Origin of the sequence: Streptomyces sp. NBC_00576 (assembly GCF_036345175.1) — a bacterium.
In the GTDB taxonomy this organism is placed as follows: domain Bacteria; phylum Actinomycetota; class Actinomycetes; order Streptomycetales; family Streptomycetaceae; genus Streptomyces.
Map to the genome: position 1 here is coordinate 635,062 of NZ_CP107780.1, position 18,589 is coordinate 653,650.

Genomic DNA, 18,589 nt, shown 5'->3' on the forward strand with positions numbered 1-18,589 from the left:
AGGGCCCGATCCGACGGCCGGTTCTGCCTGGCCACGACCACGACCATCACCCCAGCGTGCAGCGCCGTGCCCGGAGACGGGCATGGCCCGGAGAAGGACATCCCATGGGTACATCCAATGCCAAGGCGAAGACCGCGGCCCGCCGCGCCCACATGGAAGAGCTGCGCAAGACCGAGCAGGCCCGTGAGCGACGGATGCGTCTGCTCACGCTCGGCGCGACCGCCGTCATACTCGTCGGCCTGGCCGGCGGCGGCTGGTATCTCGTCGACTCCGCCCAGGACAAGGAAGAGGCGAAGGCGGCGCCGATCTCTGGCGTGAAGAGCTGGTCCAAGCTCACCCAGAACCACGTCACCAAGGCCGTCACCTACAAGATGAGCCCGCCGGTGGGTGGCGACCACAACCAGGTGTGGGTGAACTGCGACCGGCAGGTCTACACCAAGGTGGTCCCCAACGAGAACGCGGTGCACGCCCTTGAACACGGTGCCGTCTGGATCACGTACAACGACAAGGCGGCCAAGGCGGACGTCGAGACGCTCTCCGAGAAGGTGACCAACACGTCGTACACCTTCATGAGTCCGTACGAGGACCAGTCGTCGCCGATCGTGCTGAGCGCCTGGGAGCACCAGCTCAAGGTGGACAAGGCGTCGGACCCGCGGGTCGCGAAGTTCCTCGACAAGTACGTCCAGGGCGCGCAGACGCCCGAGCCCGGTGCCGCGTGCACCAACGGAATGACGCCGTGAACCACGGCAGGCCCTGAGCGCCGGCTGCGGGGCGTTCGCACCGGACGACCCGCACCGGCGCCTGCCTTTCCTTGCCGTGGAAAATCGTTGGACCGTGGGCCCGTCGGCGGCTGGGATGATCCCATGTGTGCCCTGAAGATGCGTGCGGACGAGGCGGAGATCGACGCCCCGTTAGCTCGATTAGCTCGATCGTGAGATCGTCCGCTTGCTGGCTTGTGGTGCCCTGAGCTGATCGGGCCAACGTGATCGTGCGACCTGGGACACCGGGTACGGCGCCAGCATGCGGGGCCCCTGCTCCACCAGAGTGATGGTCCAGGGCCTCCCCGTCGCGGAGCTGCTGCGGCGCGGCGCTGTCTACACGGCGCTGCACAGCGGTCGGCCGGGCTGAGCCGCCCGGGCTGGGCGGCTCGGCCGGACCGGGTTCGCCCCCCCTACTCCCCCGCGTACGCCTTCTTCAGGGCGGCGATGTCCAGCTTGCCCATCGCGTACATGGCCTTGGTGGTGCGGACGGCCTTCTCCTGGTCCGGGTCGCTGAGCATCTCGATGAGGCCGTCGGGGATGACCTGCCAGGACAGGCCGTACTTGTCCTTGAGCCACCCGCAGGGGCCGCCCTCGCCGCCGCCCTCGGTGAGCTTGGCCCAGTAGTGGTCGACCTCTGCCTGGTCCGCGCAGTAGATCTGGAAGGAGACGGCCTCGCTGAACTTGAACTGCGGGCCACCGTTAATGGCGACGAACTTCTGGCCGTTGGCCACGAAGTCGACGGCCAGCACGCCGCCGGCGGGGGCGGGGCCGGCCTCGTTGTAGTAGCCGATCCTGCCGAGCTTCGAGTTCTTGAAGACCGAGACGTAGTAGTGCGCGGCTTCCTCGGCCTGGCCGTCGAACCAGAGACACGTGGTGAATCCGTCGGTGGTCATGGAGTACCTCCTGAAGCGGGAACGCTGTCACCTCTTTCGACCGATCCTGGTGCGGAAACTCATCGGTGGCGCGACGAGTTGTTCCACCCGATCCGTCTCAGCGATGACGCGGCGCTCACTGGCCTACTCGGCCGTCGACCCGCTCGCGCAGGAGGTCGGCGTGGCCGCAGTGCCGCGCGTACTCGTTGACGTGCGCTGACAGAACGTCACGCAGCTGGATCGCCCCGCCGTGCTCGGCGCCGAAGTCGGAGAAGCCGGCGTTCGTGGTGCCGAGGTCGGCGACGCTCGCGATGAAGCGGTCGGTCCGTTCCACCTCTTCCCGCCACTGCCGCCAGGCGTCCTCCACGACCTGCGGGTCGGCGACCGCGCCGTTCCAGTCGCCGTCGCGGTCGTCGTCGGTGCGGTACAGCTTGGGCGCGTCCTCGCCGGCCATGACCCGGCGAAAGTGCCGTTCGTCCTCGGTCAGGTGCCGCACCAGCCCGAGCAGGGACATCGTGGACGGCGGCACGGAGCGCCGGGCCATCTGCTCGGCGTCCAGGCCGGCGCACTTCATTTCCACGGTGAGGCGGTAGTGGCGCAGGCCCTCGATCAGCGTGCCGCGTTCGTCGACGATCTCGGTGTCGGTCTCGCGCGGGTCGTCGTCCGGGTCGACCCACATGTCGTCGTAGACGGTCGCGACCGTCCAACGAGTCGCCGTTGCTTCGTTGTCGTGCGCGCGCGAATCCATGGGGGCATGGTCGCGTGCGTCGGCATCGGCCGCCACCGAATATCGGGCCGGGTGATCGCCCGGCACCTTTCCCCATGCCTGGTGCACGATCTGGATCAGGTATCCGCAGGTGTCGTCCAGCCCCGCTGTGGTGACCGGGCCCATCTCCAGCGGCTCCTGGGTGAATCGCACGCCCGGACCGCGCAGCCGGGCGTACTCCGCGTGCACATCGTCCACGGCGAAGGTGGTGGCCGGGATCCCGTCGTTGGCCGGCGCGTCCCTGTAGGGCTTCACCGCGGGATGGCCGGAGGGTTCCAGCAGCAGTTCGGTCCCGTCGGGATCCTCGGGCGCGAGACCACGGTCAGCCACCGGTCCTCGCCCAGCGGGACCTCGGTCTTCTTCACGCGACGCCAATTGTCACCCCGCTCCGAGAGGGCCGCGAAGGCCTCCCACCGCCCCCTCGCGGGGTCCTGAATCGCCGTGAGGCCGGGGTCACAGTTCAGCCGAGGTCAAGGTCACAGGCTGGGGCTCTGCTGTGGCCGGACCTCTCTGCCCTAGCATCCGGGCATGACAGTCCTGCCCAACGACGGGCTCTCGCTGGCCGCCGAGTTCCCTTCCACGACCCATGAGCAGTGGCAGCGCCTGGTGGAAGGCGTGCTGCGCAAAGCGGGCAAGGAGGTCTCCGCCGCGACAGCCGAGGACGCGCTGTCCACCGCGCTGGAGGACGGGCTCACCACCCACCCCCTCTACACGGCGCTCGACGAGGCTCCCGAACCCGGCTTCCCCGGCTTCGCCCCCTTCGTCCGCGGCGGACGGCCCGAGGGGAGCACCGTCGGAGGCTGGGACGTACGGCAGCGGCACGCGGCCCTCGTCGGCGACTCGGTGCTCGCGGACCTGGAGAACGGCGTCACCTCGCTCTGGCTGACCGTCGGCCAGGACGCGATCCCGGTGGCGTCGCTCGCCCGGGCCCTCGACGGCGTCTATCTCGACCTGGCCCCCGTCGTCCTGGACGCCGGACGGGAAGTCGAGCCCGCTGCACGAGAGTTGCTGCGGCTGTACGAGGAACGGGGCGTCGCCAGGGAAGCGGCGCGCGGCAACCTCGGCGGCGACCCGCTGGGCCACGAGGCCCGCACCGGTGAGGAGTCTGCCTTCGCCCCGGTCATCGAGCTGGCGCGGCTGTGCGCCGAGGAGTACCCGGGGCTGCGCGCGCTGAACGTGGACGCGCTGCCGTACCACGAGGCCGGCGGCTCGGCCGCACAGGAACTGGGCGCGTCCCTGGCGACCGGGGTCGCCTACCTGCGGGAACTGACCGGGGCGGGGCTGTCCGTCGAACAGGCCTGTGCGCAGCTGGAGTTCCGGTACGCGGCCACCGCGGACCAGTTCCTCACGATCGCCAAGCTGCGCGCGGCCAGGCGGCTGTGGGCGCGGGTCGCCGAGGTGTGCGGGGCGCCGGCAGCCGGGGCGCAGACGCAGCACGCCGTGACCTCGCCGGTGATGATGTCGCGCCGCGACCCGTGGGTGAACATGCTGCGCACGACGGTCGCCACACTGGCCGCCGGGGTCGGCGGCGCCGACTCGGTCACCGTGCTCCCCTTCGACCACGCGCTGGGCCTGCCGGACGCGTTCGCGCGCCGCATCGCCCGCAACACCTCGACGATCCTGGTCGAGGAGTCGCATCTGGCGCGGGTGATCGACCCGGCGGGCGGCTCCTGGTACGTGGAGCGGCTCACCGACGAACTCGCCCACGCGGGCTGGGAGTTCTTCCAGTGGCTCGAGGGGCTGGGCGGCCTTGCGCCCGCCCTCCGCTCGGGCCGGCTCGGTGAGGCGCTGGCCACCACCTGGGCAGCCCGCTCCGCCAAGCTGGCCAAGCGGCGCGAACCCATCACCGGTGTCAGCGAGTTCCCGAACCTCGCCGAGCGCCTCCCGGACCGCGAGCCCGCGCCCGAGCCGCCGCCCGGAGGGCTCCCCCGGGTGCGGCGCGACGAGGCGTACGAGGCTCTGCGCGCCCGCTCCGACGCCCATCTCGCCGCCACCGGGACCCGGCCGCGCGTCTATCTGGCGACCATCGGCCCGGCCGCCGCCCACACCGCCCGCACGTCCTTCGTGTCGAACCTCTTCCAGGCGGGCGGCATCGAGCCCGTCACGGAGGGCACCTTCGAGGAGAGCGGCGCCACCGAGGTCTGCCTCTGCTCCAGTGACACGCTGTACGAGGAGCAGGCGTCGACCGTCGCCGCGGAACTGAAGGCCGCCGGCGCCTCGCAGGTGTTCCTCGCCGGCCGCCCCGGGCAGTACACGGACGTCGACGCGTACGTCTTCGCGGGCTGCGACGCCGTCGCCGTGCTCTCCGCCACCCTCGACCGCATGGGAGCGTCCTGATGGGAATCCCCGACTTCTCCGGAATCGAACTGGGGACCCCGACCACCAACGCCGACGCCGTCGACTGGCGTACGGCCGTCAAGGGGGCCACCGGCTCGGACGAGGCCTTCTGGGAGACCCCGGAGGGCATCGCGGTCAAGCCGCTCTACACCGGACGTGACCTGGAGGGCCTGGACTTCCTGTCGACGTATCCGGGTGCCGCCCCGTATCTGCGCGGCCCGTACCCGACGATGTACGTCAACCAGCCCTGGACGATCCGCCAGTACGCGGGCTTCTCCACCGCCGAGGAGTCCAACGCCTTCTACCGCCGCAACCTCGCGGCCGGCCAGAAGGGCCTGTCGGTCGCCTTCGACCTGCCCACGCACCGGGGTTACGACAGCGACCACCCGCGCGTGACCGGCGACGTCGGCATGGCGGGCGTGGCGATCGACTCCATCTATGACATGCGCCAGCTCTTCGACGGCATCCCGCTGGACAGGATGACGGTGTCGATGACGATGAACGGCGCCGTGCTGCCCGTCCTCGCGCTGTACATCGTGGCGGCCGAGGAACAGGGCGTACCGCCCGAGAAGTTGGCCGGGACCATCCAGAACGACATCCTCAAGGAGTTCATGGTCCGCAACACCTACATCTATCCGCCGAAGCCGTCGATGCGGATCATCTCCGACATCTTCGCGTACACCTCGCAGCGGATGCCCCGCTACAACTCCATCTCGATCTCCGGCTATCACATCCAGGAGGCGGGGGCGACGGCCGACCTGGAGCTGGCCTACACGCTCGCGGACGGGGTCGAGTACATCCGGGCGGGGCGGGAGGCGGGGATGGACGTCGACGCGTTCGCGCCCCGGCTCTCCTTCTTCTGGGCGATCGGCATGAACTTCTTCATGGAGATCGCCAAGTTGCGCGCGGCGCGCCTGCTGTGGGCGAAGCTGGTCCGGCAGTTCGACCCGCAGAACGCCAAGTCCCTTTCCCTGCGCACCCATTCACAGACCTCCGGCTGGTCACTGACCGCGCAGGACGTGTTCAACAACGTGACGCGGACGGCCGTGGAGGCGATGGCGGCGACACAGGGCCACACGCAGTCGCTGCACACCAACGCCCTCGACGAGGCGCTCGCGCTGCCCACCGACTTCTCGGCGCGCATCGCCCGCAACACGCAGCTGCTGATCCAGCAGGAGTCGGGCACGACCCGGGTCATCGACCCGTGGGGTGGCAGCGCGTACGTCGAGAAGCTCACCTACGACCTCGCGCGCCGTGCCTGGCAGCACATCGAGGAGGTCGAGGCGGCGGGCGGTATGGCGCAGGCCATCGACGCGGGCATCCCCAAGCTGCGCATCGAGGAGGCCTCGGCGCGCACCCAGGCCCGCATCGACTCGGGGCGCCAGCCGGTGATCGGCGTCAACAAGTACCGCGTGGAGACCGACGAGCAGATCGATGTCCTCAAGGTCGACAACTCCTCCGTACGCACCCAGCAGATCGAGAAGCTGCGGCGGCTGCGCGCGGAGCGCGACGAGCGGGCCTGCCAGGACTCGCTGGACGCGCTGACCCGGGCGGCGGGCGGTGAGGGGAACCTGCTGGAGCTGGCGGTGAACGCCGCCCGCGCGAAGGCGACGGTCGGGGAGATCTCGGACGCTCTGGAGAAGGTGTACGGGCGGCACGCGGGCCAGATCCGTACGATCGCCGGGGTGTACCGCAACGAAGCAGGCGAGTCCCCGTCCGTCGACCGCACCCGGGCGCTGGTGGACGCCTTCGAGGAGGCCGAGGGGCGCCGGCCGCGCATTCTGGTCGCCAAGATGGGCCAGGACGGCCACGACCGCGGCCAGAAGGTCATCGCCACCGCCTTCGCCGACCTCGGCTTCGACGTCGACGTCGGTCCGCTGTTCCAGACCCCCGGCGAGGTGGCCCGGCAGGCTGTGGAGGCGGACGTCCACATCGTCGGGGTGTCGTCACTGGCCGCAGGACACCTCACCCTCGTACCGGCGCTGCGCGAGGAGCTGGCGGCCGAGGGCCGGGCGGACATCATGATCGTCGTCGGCGGGGTGATCCCGCCGCAGGACGTGCCGACGCTCCTGGAGATGGGCGCGGCCGCCGTGTTCCCGCCGGGGACGGTGATCCCGGACGCGGCGTACGACCTCGTCCAGCGGCTCTCGGCCGACCTCGGGCACGACCTGTGATCGATCTCGACGCGTACGTCAAGGGCGTGCTCGACGGGAAGCGGGCGATCGTGGCGCGGGCCATCACCCTCGTCGAGTCGACCCGGCCCCAGCACCGGGCGCTGGCACAGGAGTTGCTGACCGCACTGCTGCCGCACAGCGGCCGGGCCCGGCGGATCGGGGTCAGCGGGGTGCCGGGGGTCGGGAAGTCGACGTTCATCGACGCGTTCGGCACGATGCTGACCGGGCTCGGGCACCGGGTGGCGGTGCTCGCGGTGGACCCGTCGTCCAGCCGTACGGGCGGATCGATCCTGGGCGACAAGACCCGGATGGAACGTCTGGCGGTGGACCCGGCGGCCTTCATCCGGCCCTCCCCCACCGCGGGCACGCTCGGCGGGGTCGCCAAGGCGACACGCGAGTCGATCGTCGTCATGGAGGCGGCGGGCTACGACGTGGTGCTCGTGGAGACGGTCGGCGTCGGCCAGTCGGAGACCGCCGTCGCCAACATGGTCGACTCGTTCCTGCTGTTGACGCTGGCCCGCACCGGCGACCAGCTGCAGGGCGTCAAAAAGGGCATCCTGGAGCTCGCGGACGTACTCGCCGTCAACAAGGCCGACGGCCCGCACGAGCGCGACGCCCAGTCCGCCGCACGGGAGTTGGCGGGCGCCCTGCGGCTCATGCACGGCAGGGACGCCGCCTGGACACCGCCGGTGCTGACGTGCAGCGCCCGCGAGTCGACCGGCCTCGACTCGGTCTGGGACCGCCTCGAACAGCACCGCACCCTGCTCGACTCGACCGGCCGCCTCGCCGCCAAACGCCGTGACCAGCAGGTCGACTGGACGTGGACGATGGTCCGCGACGAACTGCTGGGCCGCCTGCACGCGGACGAGGGCGTACGTGCCCTCACCCCCGGCCTCGAACAGCAGGTCAGAAACGGCGAGTTGACGGCCACCCTCGCTGCCGAGCGCATCCTCAAGGCATTCGGCGGGGGCTGAGACCCAGGGCTGGGCCATCTGCCACGGGGCCGCCAGGCGCGGGGCGGGCTCGGAGAGGTGTGGCGGCGCCACACCTGCGGGCGGCTCAACAGGGGGTAGCGCCAGGCGTGGTCGAGGTCACCGACCAGGAGAACCCCAACCCCCATTGGGTACTTGACCGTCCTGTAACCAATGCCCGGGTCTGTCATGGGAGAGGAACAAGAAAATCCTGAGGCCCGGTCCCTCCCCAGCCGCCGCATGGTCGATGATGGGCGGGTCATGACCATGCTCCGTACGCCGACGACGCACTCCGCGCCCCTGCCCGTGTTCCGGGCAGCGGTCTTCGCCGTCGTCGGCACGGTGCTCGGGGTCAGCGCGCATCATCTGGTCGCCGAGGGGCCGGCTCCGTGGCGGTCGAGCGTGGCAGCGGCGGCGCTGCTGTTCGCCGTGGGGCTGGCCGGTACCCGGCGCCCGCGATCGCTTGTCGCGGTGGTGGTGACGAGCGCGGCAGCGCAGACAGGACTGCATGTGTGGCTGTCGGCCGCTCACTCACGCCACATGGCTGCCATGGTCATGCCCGGGCATGCGCATCATGCGCTGCCTGCCCACGGGGCCTGGCCCGGGCGGCTGCACGACTCGGCGGCGATGACGGTCCTCCACGCCGTGGCCGCCGTCCTCGTCGCCGTGCTGCTGCACCGCGCGGACGCGGCCTGCTGGTCGCTGGCGCGCGGCCTGACCGGGACCGTCGAGGCGGTACGGGCACGGATCGCCACCGTACGGGCACTGCTCGACGGCCGGCCGGTGCCGACCGGGCGCGGATCGCGGGTGCGCCGCCCGAGCCGGACGGAGCCGCCGCCGCTCAGGGGGGCGCTCCTCGCGAACGTGGTGGTACGGCGGGGTCCTCCGCCGGCGTGGCTCGCCCTCGCCAACTGACCCTGCCGCGACGGCCCGACGCAGGTCGGCCGTTCCGTGCCACCGCACGCCCGGAAAGACCCGGAGACACCCATGTTCACTGCTCCCACCCAGCACGGCACCGCGCGACGCCTGACCCTCGCGGCCGCCGCTGCCGGCACCCTCGTCCTCCTCACCGCCGGACCGGCCGCCGCTCACGTGGAGGTCGAGTCCGACAAGGCCCAGGCTCTCGCCGAGAACGTCGAGATCTCCTTCGACGCGGAGGCCGAGTCCGACACCGCCGGGATCGCAGAGGTCCGCGTGATCCTGCCCAAGGGCATCGCGCCCGGCGACGTGACGTACGGCGAGGGCCCCAAGGGCTGGAAGTTCACCACCGCCGACGACGGCTACACGATCAAGGGCCCGGCGCTGAAGGCCGGAGTGAACGCCGAGTACTCCGTCGTCGTACGACAGCTCCCCGACGTGAAGGAAATCGCCTTCAAGTCGTTGCAGACCTACAGCGACGGCAAGATCGACCGCTGGATCGAACTGGACGAGAGCAGTGAGCAGCCCGCTCCGGTGCTCAAGCTGAAGGCGGCCGCGCCGGGCGCGAAGCCGGTCAGCCCGTCGCCGAGCGAGACGGCGTCGGAGTCGCCGTCACCGTCCGCGTCGCCGACACCCACGGCCGAGGCCACAGAGGCGCCGGCCTCCCCGGCAGCCGAGGCGGCGAGCGATGACGACGGTGGGATGTCAGCGGGGGCCTGGATCGGCATCGGGGCGGCTGTGGTCGTGGTGGCGGGCGCGGCCGTCTATCTCGTACGACGCCGGGGCACCGCCCAGCAGTAGCCGGACCGGGGACGCTCAAGCGCCGGCCGGGCACCATCCAGCCCGTCCGGCGTTTGAGGACAAGGCCCCTTCAGTCGTGCGGCGCCTTCCCGCTGACCCTGTGGTCGGCGTGGCTCAACGCCTCCACCACCAGGCGCCGCACATGCCCGTCGCGAAGGCTGTAGTGGACGTACCGCCCCTCGCGCCGCGTCTCCACCAGCCCCGCGAGCCGCAGCTTCGCCAGATGCTGGCTGACCGCCGTCCGCGACGCCCCGCACCGCGCCGTCAGCGAGCCGACGTCCGACTCGCCCTGGGCCAGCAGCCACAGCACATGCAGCCGCGTCGCATCCGACAGCAGCGCGAACACCTCGGTCGCCTCCGCGAGACGCGCGCTGTCCGGGGCACGCAGGTGCGTATCGGCCGCAGTTGGCAAGGGCTCGCGAACAGGCATGGGCTCAGCGTAGAGGCAGGACGACCCCGTCGAGGGTGTCGGCGTACGGATTCCCGCACCAACAGGTGCGCAGGTGCGCACCTATGGCTACAGTGAAGTCGGACCGCGCCCGCTCCCCGACCGGCCAAGGGATCGCCGCATGCTCTCCATACTCCACAACCGCACCTATCGCCGCCTCTTCACGGCCCAGGTCGTCGCCCTGACCGGCACCGGGCTGGCGACGGTCGCCCTCGCCCTGCTCGCCTACGACCTCGCGGGCGCCGACGCCGGCTCGGTGCTCGGCACGGCACTCGCGGTCAAGATGGTGGCGTACGTGGTGATCGCCCCGGCCGTCGGCGTGGTCGCCGGCCGGCTGCCGCGACGCGCGCTGCTGGTGGGGGCGGACCTCACGCGGGCCGGGGTCGCGCTGCTGCTGCCGTTCGTTGACCAGGTCTGGCAGGTGTACGTCCTGATCTTCCTGCTCCAGGCAGCGTCGGCCACGTTCACCCCCACCTTCCAGGCCGTCGTACCGGACGTTCTGCCCGCCGAACGCGACTACACCCGGGCTCTGTCCCTGTCCCGGCTCGCCTACGACCTGGAGAGCCTGTTCAGCCCGGCCCTCGCCGCCGCACTGTTGTCACTGATCACGTACAACTGGCTGTTCCTGGGCACGGTGGCCGGATTCCTGGCCTCGGCCGCCCTGGTCACCTCCGCCGCACTGCCCAAGCCCGCCGTCGCCACCACCCCGCACACCGGCGGCGCGTACGCCAGGGCGACCGCCGGCACCCGTCTCTTCCTCGCCGTCCCTCAGTTGCGCGCCCTGCTCGCCCTCGACCTGGCGGTGGCCGCCGCGGGCGCCATGGTCACCGTCAACAGCGTCGTGTACGTCCGCGAGTTGCTCGGCCGGAGCGTCGGCGACGTACCCCTGGCGCTCGGCGCGTTCGGGGCGGGTTCGATGGTCGTGGCGCTGCTTCTGCCCCGGGTGCTCGACCGGGTCGCGGACCGCACGGTGATGATGCGGGGAGCGCTGCTGCTCACCGCCGGCTTCGTCGCGCTCGGTGTCATCACCGCGGCGGACAGCGGCAGTTGGCGCTGGCCCGCGCTGCTGGCCGCCTGGGCGGCGTTCGGCGCCGCCTGCTCGATGGTGCTCACTCCGACGGGGCGGCTGATCCGCCGGGCGGCGCCCGCCGAGGCGCGCACCTCAGCGTTCGCGGCCCAGTTCTCCCTCTCGCACAGCTGCTGGCTGCTCACGTACCCACTGGCCGGATGGCTCGGCGCCGTGGCCGGGCTTCGGTCCGCGGTGCTCGCCCTGGGCGCCGTCGCCCTGGCCGCCGCGTTGCTCGCCGTACGCCTGTGGCCGGTGCGCGAACCCTCACCCGTCGAGCACGAGCACGCCGGTCTCCCCGCCGGGCACCCGCATCTGGCCGACGCGCGACGCGTCGCCAGCGGCTGGCGGCACAGCCACCACCCGCTCCTCGACGGCCTGCACGCCCACCGCTGACGGTCCGGGACCGTCACCCGACCCGCGATCGGCTGGGCGGGACACTGGAGGCTTCCCCGGAGCCGCGCACCCTGCGGGTGTTCGGCGCCGGGAGCCCTCGCCGGCCGTGCGGGCCGAGGGGCAGGAGGTTCTGGAGCCGACCACAGGGCAGTGTTGTGACTGCGGGCGGCTTCCGTCGGTCCGTCGGCGCCGTCGGGATGCCGGCCGGGGTCGTGGCACATCCCTACCGACCCGGCGAGCCCGGGATTTGGAGCATGGAATGACAGACGCCGCGAAGAGCGAAGCCCTCGATGCCTCCGAAGCCGACCGGACTGATCCTCTCGTCCAGTTGTCCCTGAAGCAGTTGCGGCGGCGCACCAGCATGAAGTGGCGTGCCCACCCGGAGGACGTGCTTCCGCTCTGGGTGGCGGAGATGGATGTGCCGATGGCTCCGCCCATCGCCGAGGCCCTGCGCACGGCGATCGACCTCGGTGACACCGGATATCCGTACGGGAGCGCCTACGCCGAGGCCCTCGCCGCGTTCGCGGCCGAGCGGTGGAAGTGGGACGGGCTGCGCGTCGAGCACACGGCGATCGTCCCCGATGTGATGCTCGGCATCGTCGAAGTGCTCCGGCTGGTGACCGGCCCCGGGGATGCGGTCGTCGTGTGCTCCCCGGTGTACCCGCCCTTCTACGCGTTCGTCGCCCACGACGCCCGCGAAATCGTCGAGGCGCGCCTCGGTCCCGACCTGCGCGTCGACCTGGCCGCTCTTGAGGAGGCCTTCGTGCGGGCACGATGTCAGGGCCGCCGCGCCGCGTTCCTGATGAGCAACCCGCACAATCCGACCGGTGTCGTCCACACCCGCCAGGAACTGGAGGCCGTCGCGGCCCTCGCCCGCAAGCACGGCGTGCGAGTGGTGTCCGACGAGATCCACGCCCCTCTGGTGCTGCCTGGGGCCACCTTCACCCCCTTCCTGAGCGTCCCCGGCGCCGAGAACGCGTTCACGGTGACCTCCGCGTCCAAGGCGTGGAACCTCGCCGGGCTGAAGGCTGCTCTGGCCGTCGCGGGCTCCGAAGCCGCCGACGAGCTTCGGCTCCTGCCGGAAGAAGTCGGCCACGGCCCCAGCCATCTCGGGGTCATCGCCCACACCGCGGCGTTCCGCGAGGGCGGGGGCTGGCTCGACGAACTGCTGCTCGGGCTCGACGCCAACCGGCGCCTGCTGGGGCAGTTGCTCGAAGAACACCTCCCCGAGGTGGGGTACCAGGAGCCCCAGGGCACCTACCTGGCCTGGCTGGACTGCACGTGGCTGGGACTGCACAACGACCAGGACGCCGAGGGCCCCGGCGTGGTGGGCGATCTGGCCGGACCCGCGAAAATGTTCCTCGCCGAAGCCAGGGTCGCCCTCAGCTCCGGCCATGTCTTCGGCTCCGGCGGCGAGGGACACGTACGCCTCAACTTCGCGACGACACCGTCCGTTCTGCGTGAGGCGGTGACCAGAATGGGACGCGCGGTCCGCGCTTTTCGGCAATGAGCGTTGTCCGGTCGCGGCTTGAGCAGAGGGTTCTGCCGACGCGGCCGGATCATGGCGGCGGTGGCCCTGCTGATGCGCACGAAGAACCCCACGGACGCCGATACCGACGCGATCGCGAACGTCTGCCGCTGCGGGACCTACGTCCGTGTCCGCCCGCGGCGATCAAGAGCGCCGCCGCCGAACCGGGGTGACGGCGGGCCTCGTCCGTGACGCTGCTGCCGCGTTCGCCGGAGCCGGCAGCTGCGTCGCGGGGGTCCGCGGGGCGGCCCGGCGTCAGGCGTCGGCCAGTCCGGGTAGGTGTTCGGCGAGATGCATGGCGTGCAGACGTGCGAACTCGTCGTGCGTGCAGCGTCCGTAGGCGGGGTGGGGGGCGTGCGGTCCCGTGTGGCCGGTGAACAGGGCCACCGCGTCCGCGAGGCCGGACGCGGCCTCTGCCGACGGGAGGCTCGGGTCCAGGGGCGGAGCCCCGTCGATCTCCGCGCCGAGCGAGTGCTTCGTCGCTCCGCGGCGCAGGAAGAGGCGTTTGGCCAGGGCGCCTGCCGTGGCCCGGAACAGGGCGGGCTTGAGTCTGGGGTATCCGGTCACGGAGTAGCGGACGGTCTGGGCACAGTGCTGCAGCGTCTGGGACAGGTTCCAGGGACCGCCCGGCGCCAGCAGGTCGGCTTCGGGGCGGCCGAGAGACTTGGGCAGCCGCTCGGTGAGCTCGGTAAGAGTGAGTGAGGCCATGTCGCTAGCATATATTGATATGAAACGTCAACATTTCGTATCACATGTGCTGCTGACCACCTGTCGCGTCGAGCTCCTCCTCAGCAGCAGCCCGCGTCCGCGCCGCCCGTACCGACGTCCAGACGGCAGAAGCAGGACGCCTCGATCGGGACGTCCGCCAGGGCGAGCGCGATCTTCAGCTGCTGGGCCACGATCCGCGCCTCCCCTTCCCTGCCCAGGCGTTCAAGGCACTCGTGGAACCCGTGCAGGGCCCAGACGTTGCCGGGATGCTGCACAGCGCGCGGAAGGGTCTCGTCGAGGCCGAGGTCGGCGCGGTAGACGGCCTCCGCCTCGGCGACGCGTCCCTGTTCGAGGAGCAGGGCGCCGTAGGCGTGCCGGGTGGGCTGCATCCATCCCCAGGGCTCGTCGTAGGGGAGGTTGTCGCACAGTTCGATCGAGCGCTCCAGCGCAGCGAAGGCGGCCTGGTGGTTGCCCTTGCGGTACTCCAGTTCACCGTCGAGCATCGCCGACGCGACCGCGAGGATGTCGGGGCAGGTGTTGTTGAACAGCATCCGCGTCTCCGGGACCCGGGTGAGCGCCGCGCGGAACAGTTCGCGCTCGGCCTCGGCCTCGGCGGTCCGGCCGGTGGCGGAGAGGGCGACCCCTCGGGCGTACCGGAGCATGGCCGTCATCACGCAGTACAGCAACGGGTCGGCGGGCAGCGGCAGTTCGAGGATGTCCGACCAGCGGCCGAAGCGGATCAGCACATGGACGCGCATGGCGAGGAAGCCCTCCAGCCAGTCGGCCATGGGCGGGCTCTGCACCCGAAGGAGCTCCTCCGGGATGGCGGCCTCCAGTCGCGCGGCGGCCTCGAGCGCCGTCCTGGACTGTCCGAGGAACATCGCGCCGTAGATCTTGAAGTGGTGGTTGTGCGCCCGGTAGAGGGTGTAGAAGTTCATCGCGCCGGACCGCTCAAGGAACTTCTCGTCGGCGACGATCGCCGCGCTGTTGTCCGCCACCACACGCCGGTAGTCGCCGCAGAGCACGTCCAGGTGTGTGGGCATGTGCTGCAGGTGGCCGGCGTCCGGGACCAGGCCGCGCAGTCGGTCCGCGGCGGGCAGGGCGGTCTCCGGGGCGGAGGACATCTCCATCAGGTGGATGTAGAGGTGCAGGAGGCCCGGGTGGCGCGATCCCGCCTCGGTCGCGATCGCCCGCTCCAGGACGGCCTTCACGGCGAGTGTGCGGGCGCCCTCGGCCGGCTCGCCCGTGCGTACGTCCCACAGTTGCCAGGGCGTCAGGTTCATCAGCGCGTCGGCGTACAGCGCGGCGATGTCGAGGTCGTCGGGCGCCAGTTCGTACACCGTCCGCATGCTGTCCGCGTAGGGCTCGTTCCAGACCGAGCAGTCCTCGACGGCCTCCGCCTGCGGGTAGCGGGCCCGCAGAGCGGCGATCAGGGCCTGTTCGACGGGCGTGGCACCGGCCGCCTTCCGCTGGGCGAGTTCGACGGCGGCGTGGGTGCGGGCGACGGTCCGTGCGAGGTCCTCGCCGTCGAAGAACTCCCAGGGTTTGTTGTAGTTCGGGCCGAGGGCGTACGCGATGCCCCAGTGGGCCATGGCACAGTCGGGGTCCGCCGCGGCGGCAGCCTCGAAACAGGCGACGGCCTCCTCGTGGTGGAAGCCGTACGTCCACACCAGGCCCCGGTCGAACCACCTCTGGGCCTCGGCGGACGATGTCGTCACGGGCCGACCGTGAGTACCGAGGTCGTAGTCGTAGGCGTCGTGGTCCATTCGTCTCTCCCGCTCCCCTGGGGCCTGTCCGGCGAGACTAGGCGCTCCGCTGAAGGTGCGGTGAGGTGCCGGTCCGCCGCGGCGCCGTCGTGGCCGGCCGCGCACACGCGGCGGAGCCGCACACGCGATGCAGCCCGCGTCCCTTTCGGGGCGCTGTCGCACACCCGACTTCACCAGGTCCGCCGAGAGGCCCCGCCGGCACCCATCAGCATGCGCGCCCGGCGCCTCCCCGCCCGGCCGCGAAGCGCCCGGCCATAAGATCACCCTCGTAGGCGCGAACGATGTTGACGGCCCGTATGGGCGTCAACGTCGGTGCGGGGTGAGGGAAGTGACGAGAGGAAGCGGCGTGAGCGAGCAGGGCAGCACGTCAGAGGGACGCAGCCGGCTGGACACCTCGGTGGCCCACAACGCGCGGGTGTGGAACTACTGGATCGGCGGCAAGGACAACTACGTCGTCGACCAGGGAGTCGGCGACCACATCGACGCCATGTTCCCGCTGATCCGCAGCGTGGCCCGCGCGGACCGCGCCTTCCTCGGGCGAGCCGTGCGCTTCCTGGTCGCCGAGCGGGGAGTGCGGCAGTTCCTGGACATCGGGACGGGGCTGCCGACGGTGGACAACACCCATGAGATCGCCCAGCGCATCGCGCCCGAGTCCCGGATCGTCTACGTCGACAACGACCCGATCGTGCTCGCGCACGCCCGTACGCTGCTGACCGGCACGCCGGAGGGGGCCACGGACTACATCGACGCGGACGTCCACCGCCCCGAAACCATCGTCAGCCGTGCCTCGGAGACCCTCGACTTCGACCGGCCCGTCGCCGTCATGATGCTCGGCATCCTGAATTTCGTGCTCGACACGGGCAAGGCGCAGGAGATCGTGCGCCGGGTCATGGCGTCGGTGCCCTCGGGCAGCTATCTGGTCCTGACCCATCCGACGACCGACTCGGACCTCGGCGGTGAGGGAAACATCGAGGCGATGAAGTTCTGGAACGAGAACGCCACCCCGCCGATCACCGCCCGCCCCCGAGGCGAGGTCGCCGCTTTCTTCGACGGCCTGGACCTTCTCGACCCGGGGCTCGTCTCCTGTGCGCAGTGGCACCCGGAGGACGACTCCGTCGGCGCTCTTCCGCAATTCGGTGCCGTCGCCGTGAAGCCCTGACCGGAAGCCCTGGCCGGAAGCCCCGGCTGGAAGTCCTGGCTGGACAAGAAAGGGACAGTGATTCCACAGGCTGTTTTCAGACGCGCATTCATAGGCCGTCGGCGATAATCGGTATATGAGTACGACAACGTCTGAACTACTGGCCGCGTCGAGCGATCTACTCAACGTAACGGCCGCATTTGTCGCAGGCCTGTTCATCGCTGGTGCACTGATCTGGGCCTTCTGGTTCGGCATGCGGGTCCGGGACCGGGAATCCGCCCGGCCCCGCCCCGACGAACAACCCACACTCCCGCCCTCCGGTCCGGTCCGTGAGATCCGTGAGATGCGAGAGCCCGACGAGATGCCGCTCGCGGGCGAGGAGCGGGAGCGGCTGCTGCCGCACGAACTCCACCACGCGTCGACGAAACGGCGGGAGGACCAGCAGCGGGGACGCTGGGATCCCGGTTCCAGCGGCTCCTTCGGCAGTGGCGGCCTGGGGCGCCACTGACCTCTCCGTGACCCTGGTCCGGCGACCCGTGGAGCATGGGTCGCGGCCCGCGGACGGCTGCCCGGACGCGGTTGGGTACAACGTGAGGCAACCATTCAGGCGTTCGATTCGTATAACTCCTTGGAAGCGGGGCACCGGGGACGGGACAGTTGTAATACCGGACCTCCACCGTCCACTTGACCGACGTCGACGCCGATCGGGGAGAAGCGATGCAGCTGTTCGTTCTGAACTACGCGCGCCCAGCTGAGCAGTTGGAGGTGAGCCCTCCGTACAGCTACGACTGCGGACTGCAGTTGAATGTGTTGCCGGGTGGGCGGATTGCCGCTCATGACCATGCTGTGATGCGTGAATTCGGGGCTACTACGTCAACTGCCGGTTCCAAGACGCACTTCGACGACTGAACGTGGACCTGACGCGATGACGGTTCTGGTTCTGACGTCCGAACACGATGTGACGGCGGATCTCGTGGTGGCCAGGCTGAACGGCACCGGTGTTCCCGTGGTCCGGCTCGATCCCGCCGATCTGCCCGGCGAGGTCGCCCTGTCCGGCGAGTACGTGCACGGCGTATTTCGCGGGCAGCTGTCCGTCGGGGGCAGGCTGGTGAGCATGGGCGGGCTGCGGTCCGTCTGGGTGCGCAGGCCGGGGGTTCCGGGCACGCGGGTCGCTGAGCCGTCCGGCTGGCTCACCGAGGAGGCCTCGCAGGCCTTCTACGGCATGCTCCGGGGCACCGGCGCGCGCTGGATGAACCATCCCGATGCCGCTGCCCGGGCCCGCCACAAGCCCTGGCAGCTGCATCTCGCGCAGCGCAGCCGGCTCCCCGTACCGGCCACGCTGATCACCACGTTTCCGCAGGCGGCCCGGGATTTCGCGCGACGGTTTCCCGACCTGGTCGTCAAGCCCGTCTCCGGATCGCATCCGCAGGAGCCGCCCAGGGTGGTGCCGACGAGCCGGGTGGCGCCCGATGTCGACTTCGCCGCCGTCACCTTCGGGCCCACACTGCTGCAACGCCGGGTCGACAAGCGGGCCGACATCCGCCTGACGGCTGTCGGCGACCAGATCCTCGCCGCCCGCAAGGCCGTAGCACCGAACGCCCATCCCGACGACATCGATGTCCGGTTCGCGCCCTCGGACGAGCCGTGGCGTCCGGTCGAGGTGCCGCCGCGGCTCGCCGAGGCCGTGCACCGGTATCTGAGAGAGGCCGAACTCGCCTATGGGGCCTTCGACTTCGCGGAGGATCTCGAGGGTGTCTGGTGGTTTCTCGAATGCAACCAGTCCGGCCAGTTCGGCTTCGTCGAGATGGACACCGGGCAGCCGATCGCCCGGTCCGTCGCCGACTGGCTGGCCGGGGAGGGCCCAACGACACAGCCGAACCCCCATGACCCCCAGGGTTCCCTGCGCGCCGCTCCCTGAGCTGTCGTCGCTCTCCTCAGG

General features: G+C 70.7%; 18 protein-coding genes and 1 pseudogene. 13 read left to right on the top strand and 6 right to left on the bottom strand.

All coding sequences use genetic code 11. The features are described from left to right. Window positions 1-104 precede the first annotated feature (104 nt). Window positions 105-740, top strand: a complete 636-nt coding sequence (locus OG734_RS02720; RefSeq protein ID WP_330285850.1) for a DUF3105 domain-containing protein — start codon at window positions 105-107, stop codon at window positions 738-740. 431 nt (window positions 741-1,171) lie between these two features. Here OG734_RS02720 and OG734_RS02725 read toward each other — a convergent pair whose 3' ends face one another. The 3 genes and pseudogenes from OG734_RS02725 to OG734_RS02735 all read right to left on the bottom strand — a co-directional run. Then, complete coding sequence (locus tag OG734_RS02725; protein ID WP_330285851.1) at window positions 1,172-1,654, bottom strand: VOC family protein; 483 nt, start codon at window positions 1,652-1,654, stop codon at window positions 1,172-1,174. A gap of 115 nt (window positions 1,655-1,769) precedes the next feature. Further along, window positions 1,770-2,312: a DinB family protein gene (locus tag OG734_RS02730; RefSeq protein WP_330293539.1), complete on the bottom strand. Its 543-nt coding sequence runs from the start codon at window positions 2,310-2,312 to the stop codon at window positions 1,770-1,772. A 147-nt stretch (window positions 2,313-2,459) separates the two neighbouring features. After that, window positions 2,460-2,836 (bottom strand): annotated as a pseudogene (locus tag OG734_RS02735) (VOC family protein); the annotation flags it as partial. A 91-nt stretch (window positions 2,837-2,927) separates the two neighbouring features. Here OG734_RS02735 and OG734_RS02740 point away from each other — a divergent pair. The 5 genes from OG734_RS02740 to OG734_RS02760 all read left to right on the top strand — a co-directional run bounded on the left by OG734_RS02740 (window position 2,928) and on the right by OG734_RS02760 (window position 9,600). Then, window positions 2,928-4,736: a methylmalonyl-CoA mutase subunit beta gene (locus OG734_RS02740; RefSeq protein WP_330285852.1), complete on the top strand. Its 1,809-nt coding sequence runs from the start codon at window positions 2,928-2,930 to the stop codon at window positions 4,734-4,736. After that, the gene (gene scpA / locus OG734_RS02745; RefSeq protein ID WP_330285853.1) at window positions 4,736-6,910 is read left to right on the top strand and encodes a methylmalonyl-CoA mutase; all 2,175 of its coding nucleotides are present in this window, start codon (window positions 4,736-4,738) and stop codon (window positions 6,908-6,910) included. The genes OG734_RS02740 and scpA overlap by 1 nt, the downstream gene beginning before the upstream one ends. Next, the gene (meaB, locus tag OG734_RS02750; RefSeq protein WP_330285854.1) at window positions 6,907-7,884 is read left to right on the top strand and encodes a methylmalonyl Co-A mutase-associated GTPase MeaB; all 978 of its coding nucleotides are present in this window, start codon (window positions 6,907-6,909) and stop codon (window positions 7,882-7,884) included. Before scpA ends, meaB begins: the two co-directional genes overlap by 4 nt. A 258-nt stretch (window positions 7,885-8,142) precedes the next feature. After that, window positions 8,143-8,796, top strand: a complete 654-nt coding sequence (locus OG734_RS02755; protein ID WP_330285855.1) for a hypothetical protein — start codon at window positions 8,143-8,145, stop codon at window positions 8,794-8,796. Between the two features lie 72 nt (window positions 8,797-8,868). Beyond that, on the top strand, window positions 8,869-9,600 hold the full coding sequence (locus OG734_RS02760; RefSeq protein WP_330285856.1) for a DUF1775 domain-containing protein: 732 nt from the start codon (window positions 8,869-8,871) through the stop codon (window positions 9,598-9,600). A 70-nt stretch (window positions 9,601-9,670) separates the two neighbouring features. On the opposite strand, the gene OG734_RS02765 is transcribed toward OG734_RS02760, so the two are convergent. After that, window positions 9,671-10,030 (bottom strand): ArsR/SmtB family transcription factor, encoded by a 360-nt coding sequence (locus tag OG734_RS02765; RefSeq protein WP_330285857.1) that lies wholly within the window; start codon window positions 10,028-10,030, stop codon window positions 9,671-9,673. Window positions 10,031-10,169: 139 nt separating this feature from the next. Between OG734_RS02765 and OG734_RS02770 the strand changes: the two genes are divergently transcribed. From OG734_RS02770 to OG734_RS02780, 3 genes are all read left to right on the top strand, one after another. Continuing rightward, window positions 10,170-11,510, top strand: a complete 1,341-nt coding sequence (locus OG734_RS02770; protein ID WP_330285858.1) for an MFS transporter — start codon at window positions 10,170-10,172, stop codon at window positions 11,508-11,510. Window positions 11,511-11,769: 259 nt separating this feature from the next. Beyond that, a complete protein-coding gene (locus OG734_RS02775; protein ID WP_330285859.1) occupies window positions 11,770-13,020 on the top strand; it encodes a MalY/PatB family protein in 1,251 nt (416 codons plus the stop codon). Window positions 13,021-13,092: 72 nt separating this feature from the next. After that, on the top strand, window positions 13,093-13,230 hold the full coding sequence (locus OG734_RS02780; protein ID WP_443065058.1) for a hypothetical protein: 138 nt from the start codon (window positions 13,093-13,095) through the stop codon (window positions 13,228-13,230). Window positions 13,231-13,293: 63 nt separating this feature from the next. Here OG734_RS02780 and OG734_RS02785 read toward each other — a convergent pair whose 3' ends face one another. Next, on the bottom strand, window positions 13,294-13,746 hold the full coding sequence (locus OG734_RS02785; RefSeq protein ID WP_330285860.1) for a DUF1569 domain-containing protein: 453 nt from the start codon (window positions 13,744-13,746) through the stop codon (window positions 13,294-13,296). An 80-nt stretch (window positions 13,747-13,826) separates the two neighbouring features. Then, window positions 13,827-15,512 (bottom strand): hypothetical protein, encoded by a 1,686-nt coding sequence (locus OG734_RS02790; RefSeq protein WP_330285861.1) that lies wholly within the window; start codon window positions 15,510-15,512, stop codon window positions 13,827-13,829. A 346-nt stretch (window positions 15,513-15,858) separates the two neighbouring features. On the opposite strand from OG734_RS02790, the gene OG734_RS02795 reads away from it, so the two are divergent. The 4 genes from OG734_RS02795 (at window position 15,859) to tgmB (ending at window position 18,568) form a co-directional block, all read left to right on the top strand. Further along, window positions 15,859-16,671 carry an SAM-dependent methyltransferase gene (locus OG734_RS02795; protein WP_330285862.1) on the top strand — a complete coding sequence of 271 codons (813 nt, stop codon included), beginning with the start codon at window positions 15,859-15,861 and terminating at the stop codon, window positions 16,669-16,671. A 115-nt stretch (window positions 16,672-16,786) separates the two neighbouring features. Next, entirely contained in the window at window positions 16,787-17,158 is a 372-nt protein-coding gene (locus OG734_RS02800) for a DUF6479 family protein (protein ID WP_330285863.1), read from the top strand. A 209-nt stretch (window positions 17,159-17,367) separates the two neighbouring features. Next, entirely contained in the window at window positions 17,368-17,559 is a 192-nt protein-coding gene (gene tgmA, locus OG734_RS02805; protein WP_330293540.1) for a putative ATP-grasp-modified RiPP, read from the top strand. A gap of 16 nt (window positions 17,560-17,575) precedes the next feature. Further along, on the top strand, window positions 17,576-18,568 hold the full coding sequence (gene tgmB, locus OG734_RS02810; RefSeq protein WP_330285864.1) for an ATP-grasp ribosomal peptide maturase: 993 nt from the start codon (window positions 17,576-17,578) through the stop codon (window positions 18,566-18,568). Window positions 18,569-18,589: the final 21 nt, after the last annotated feature.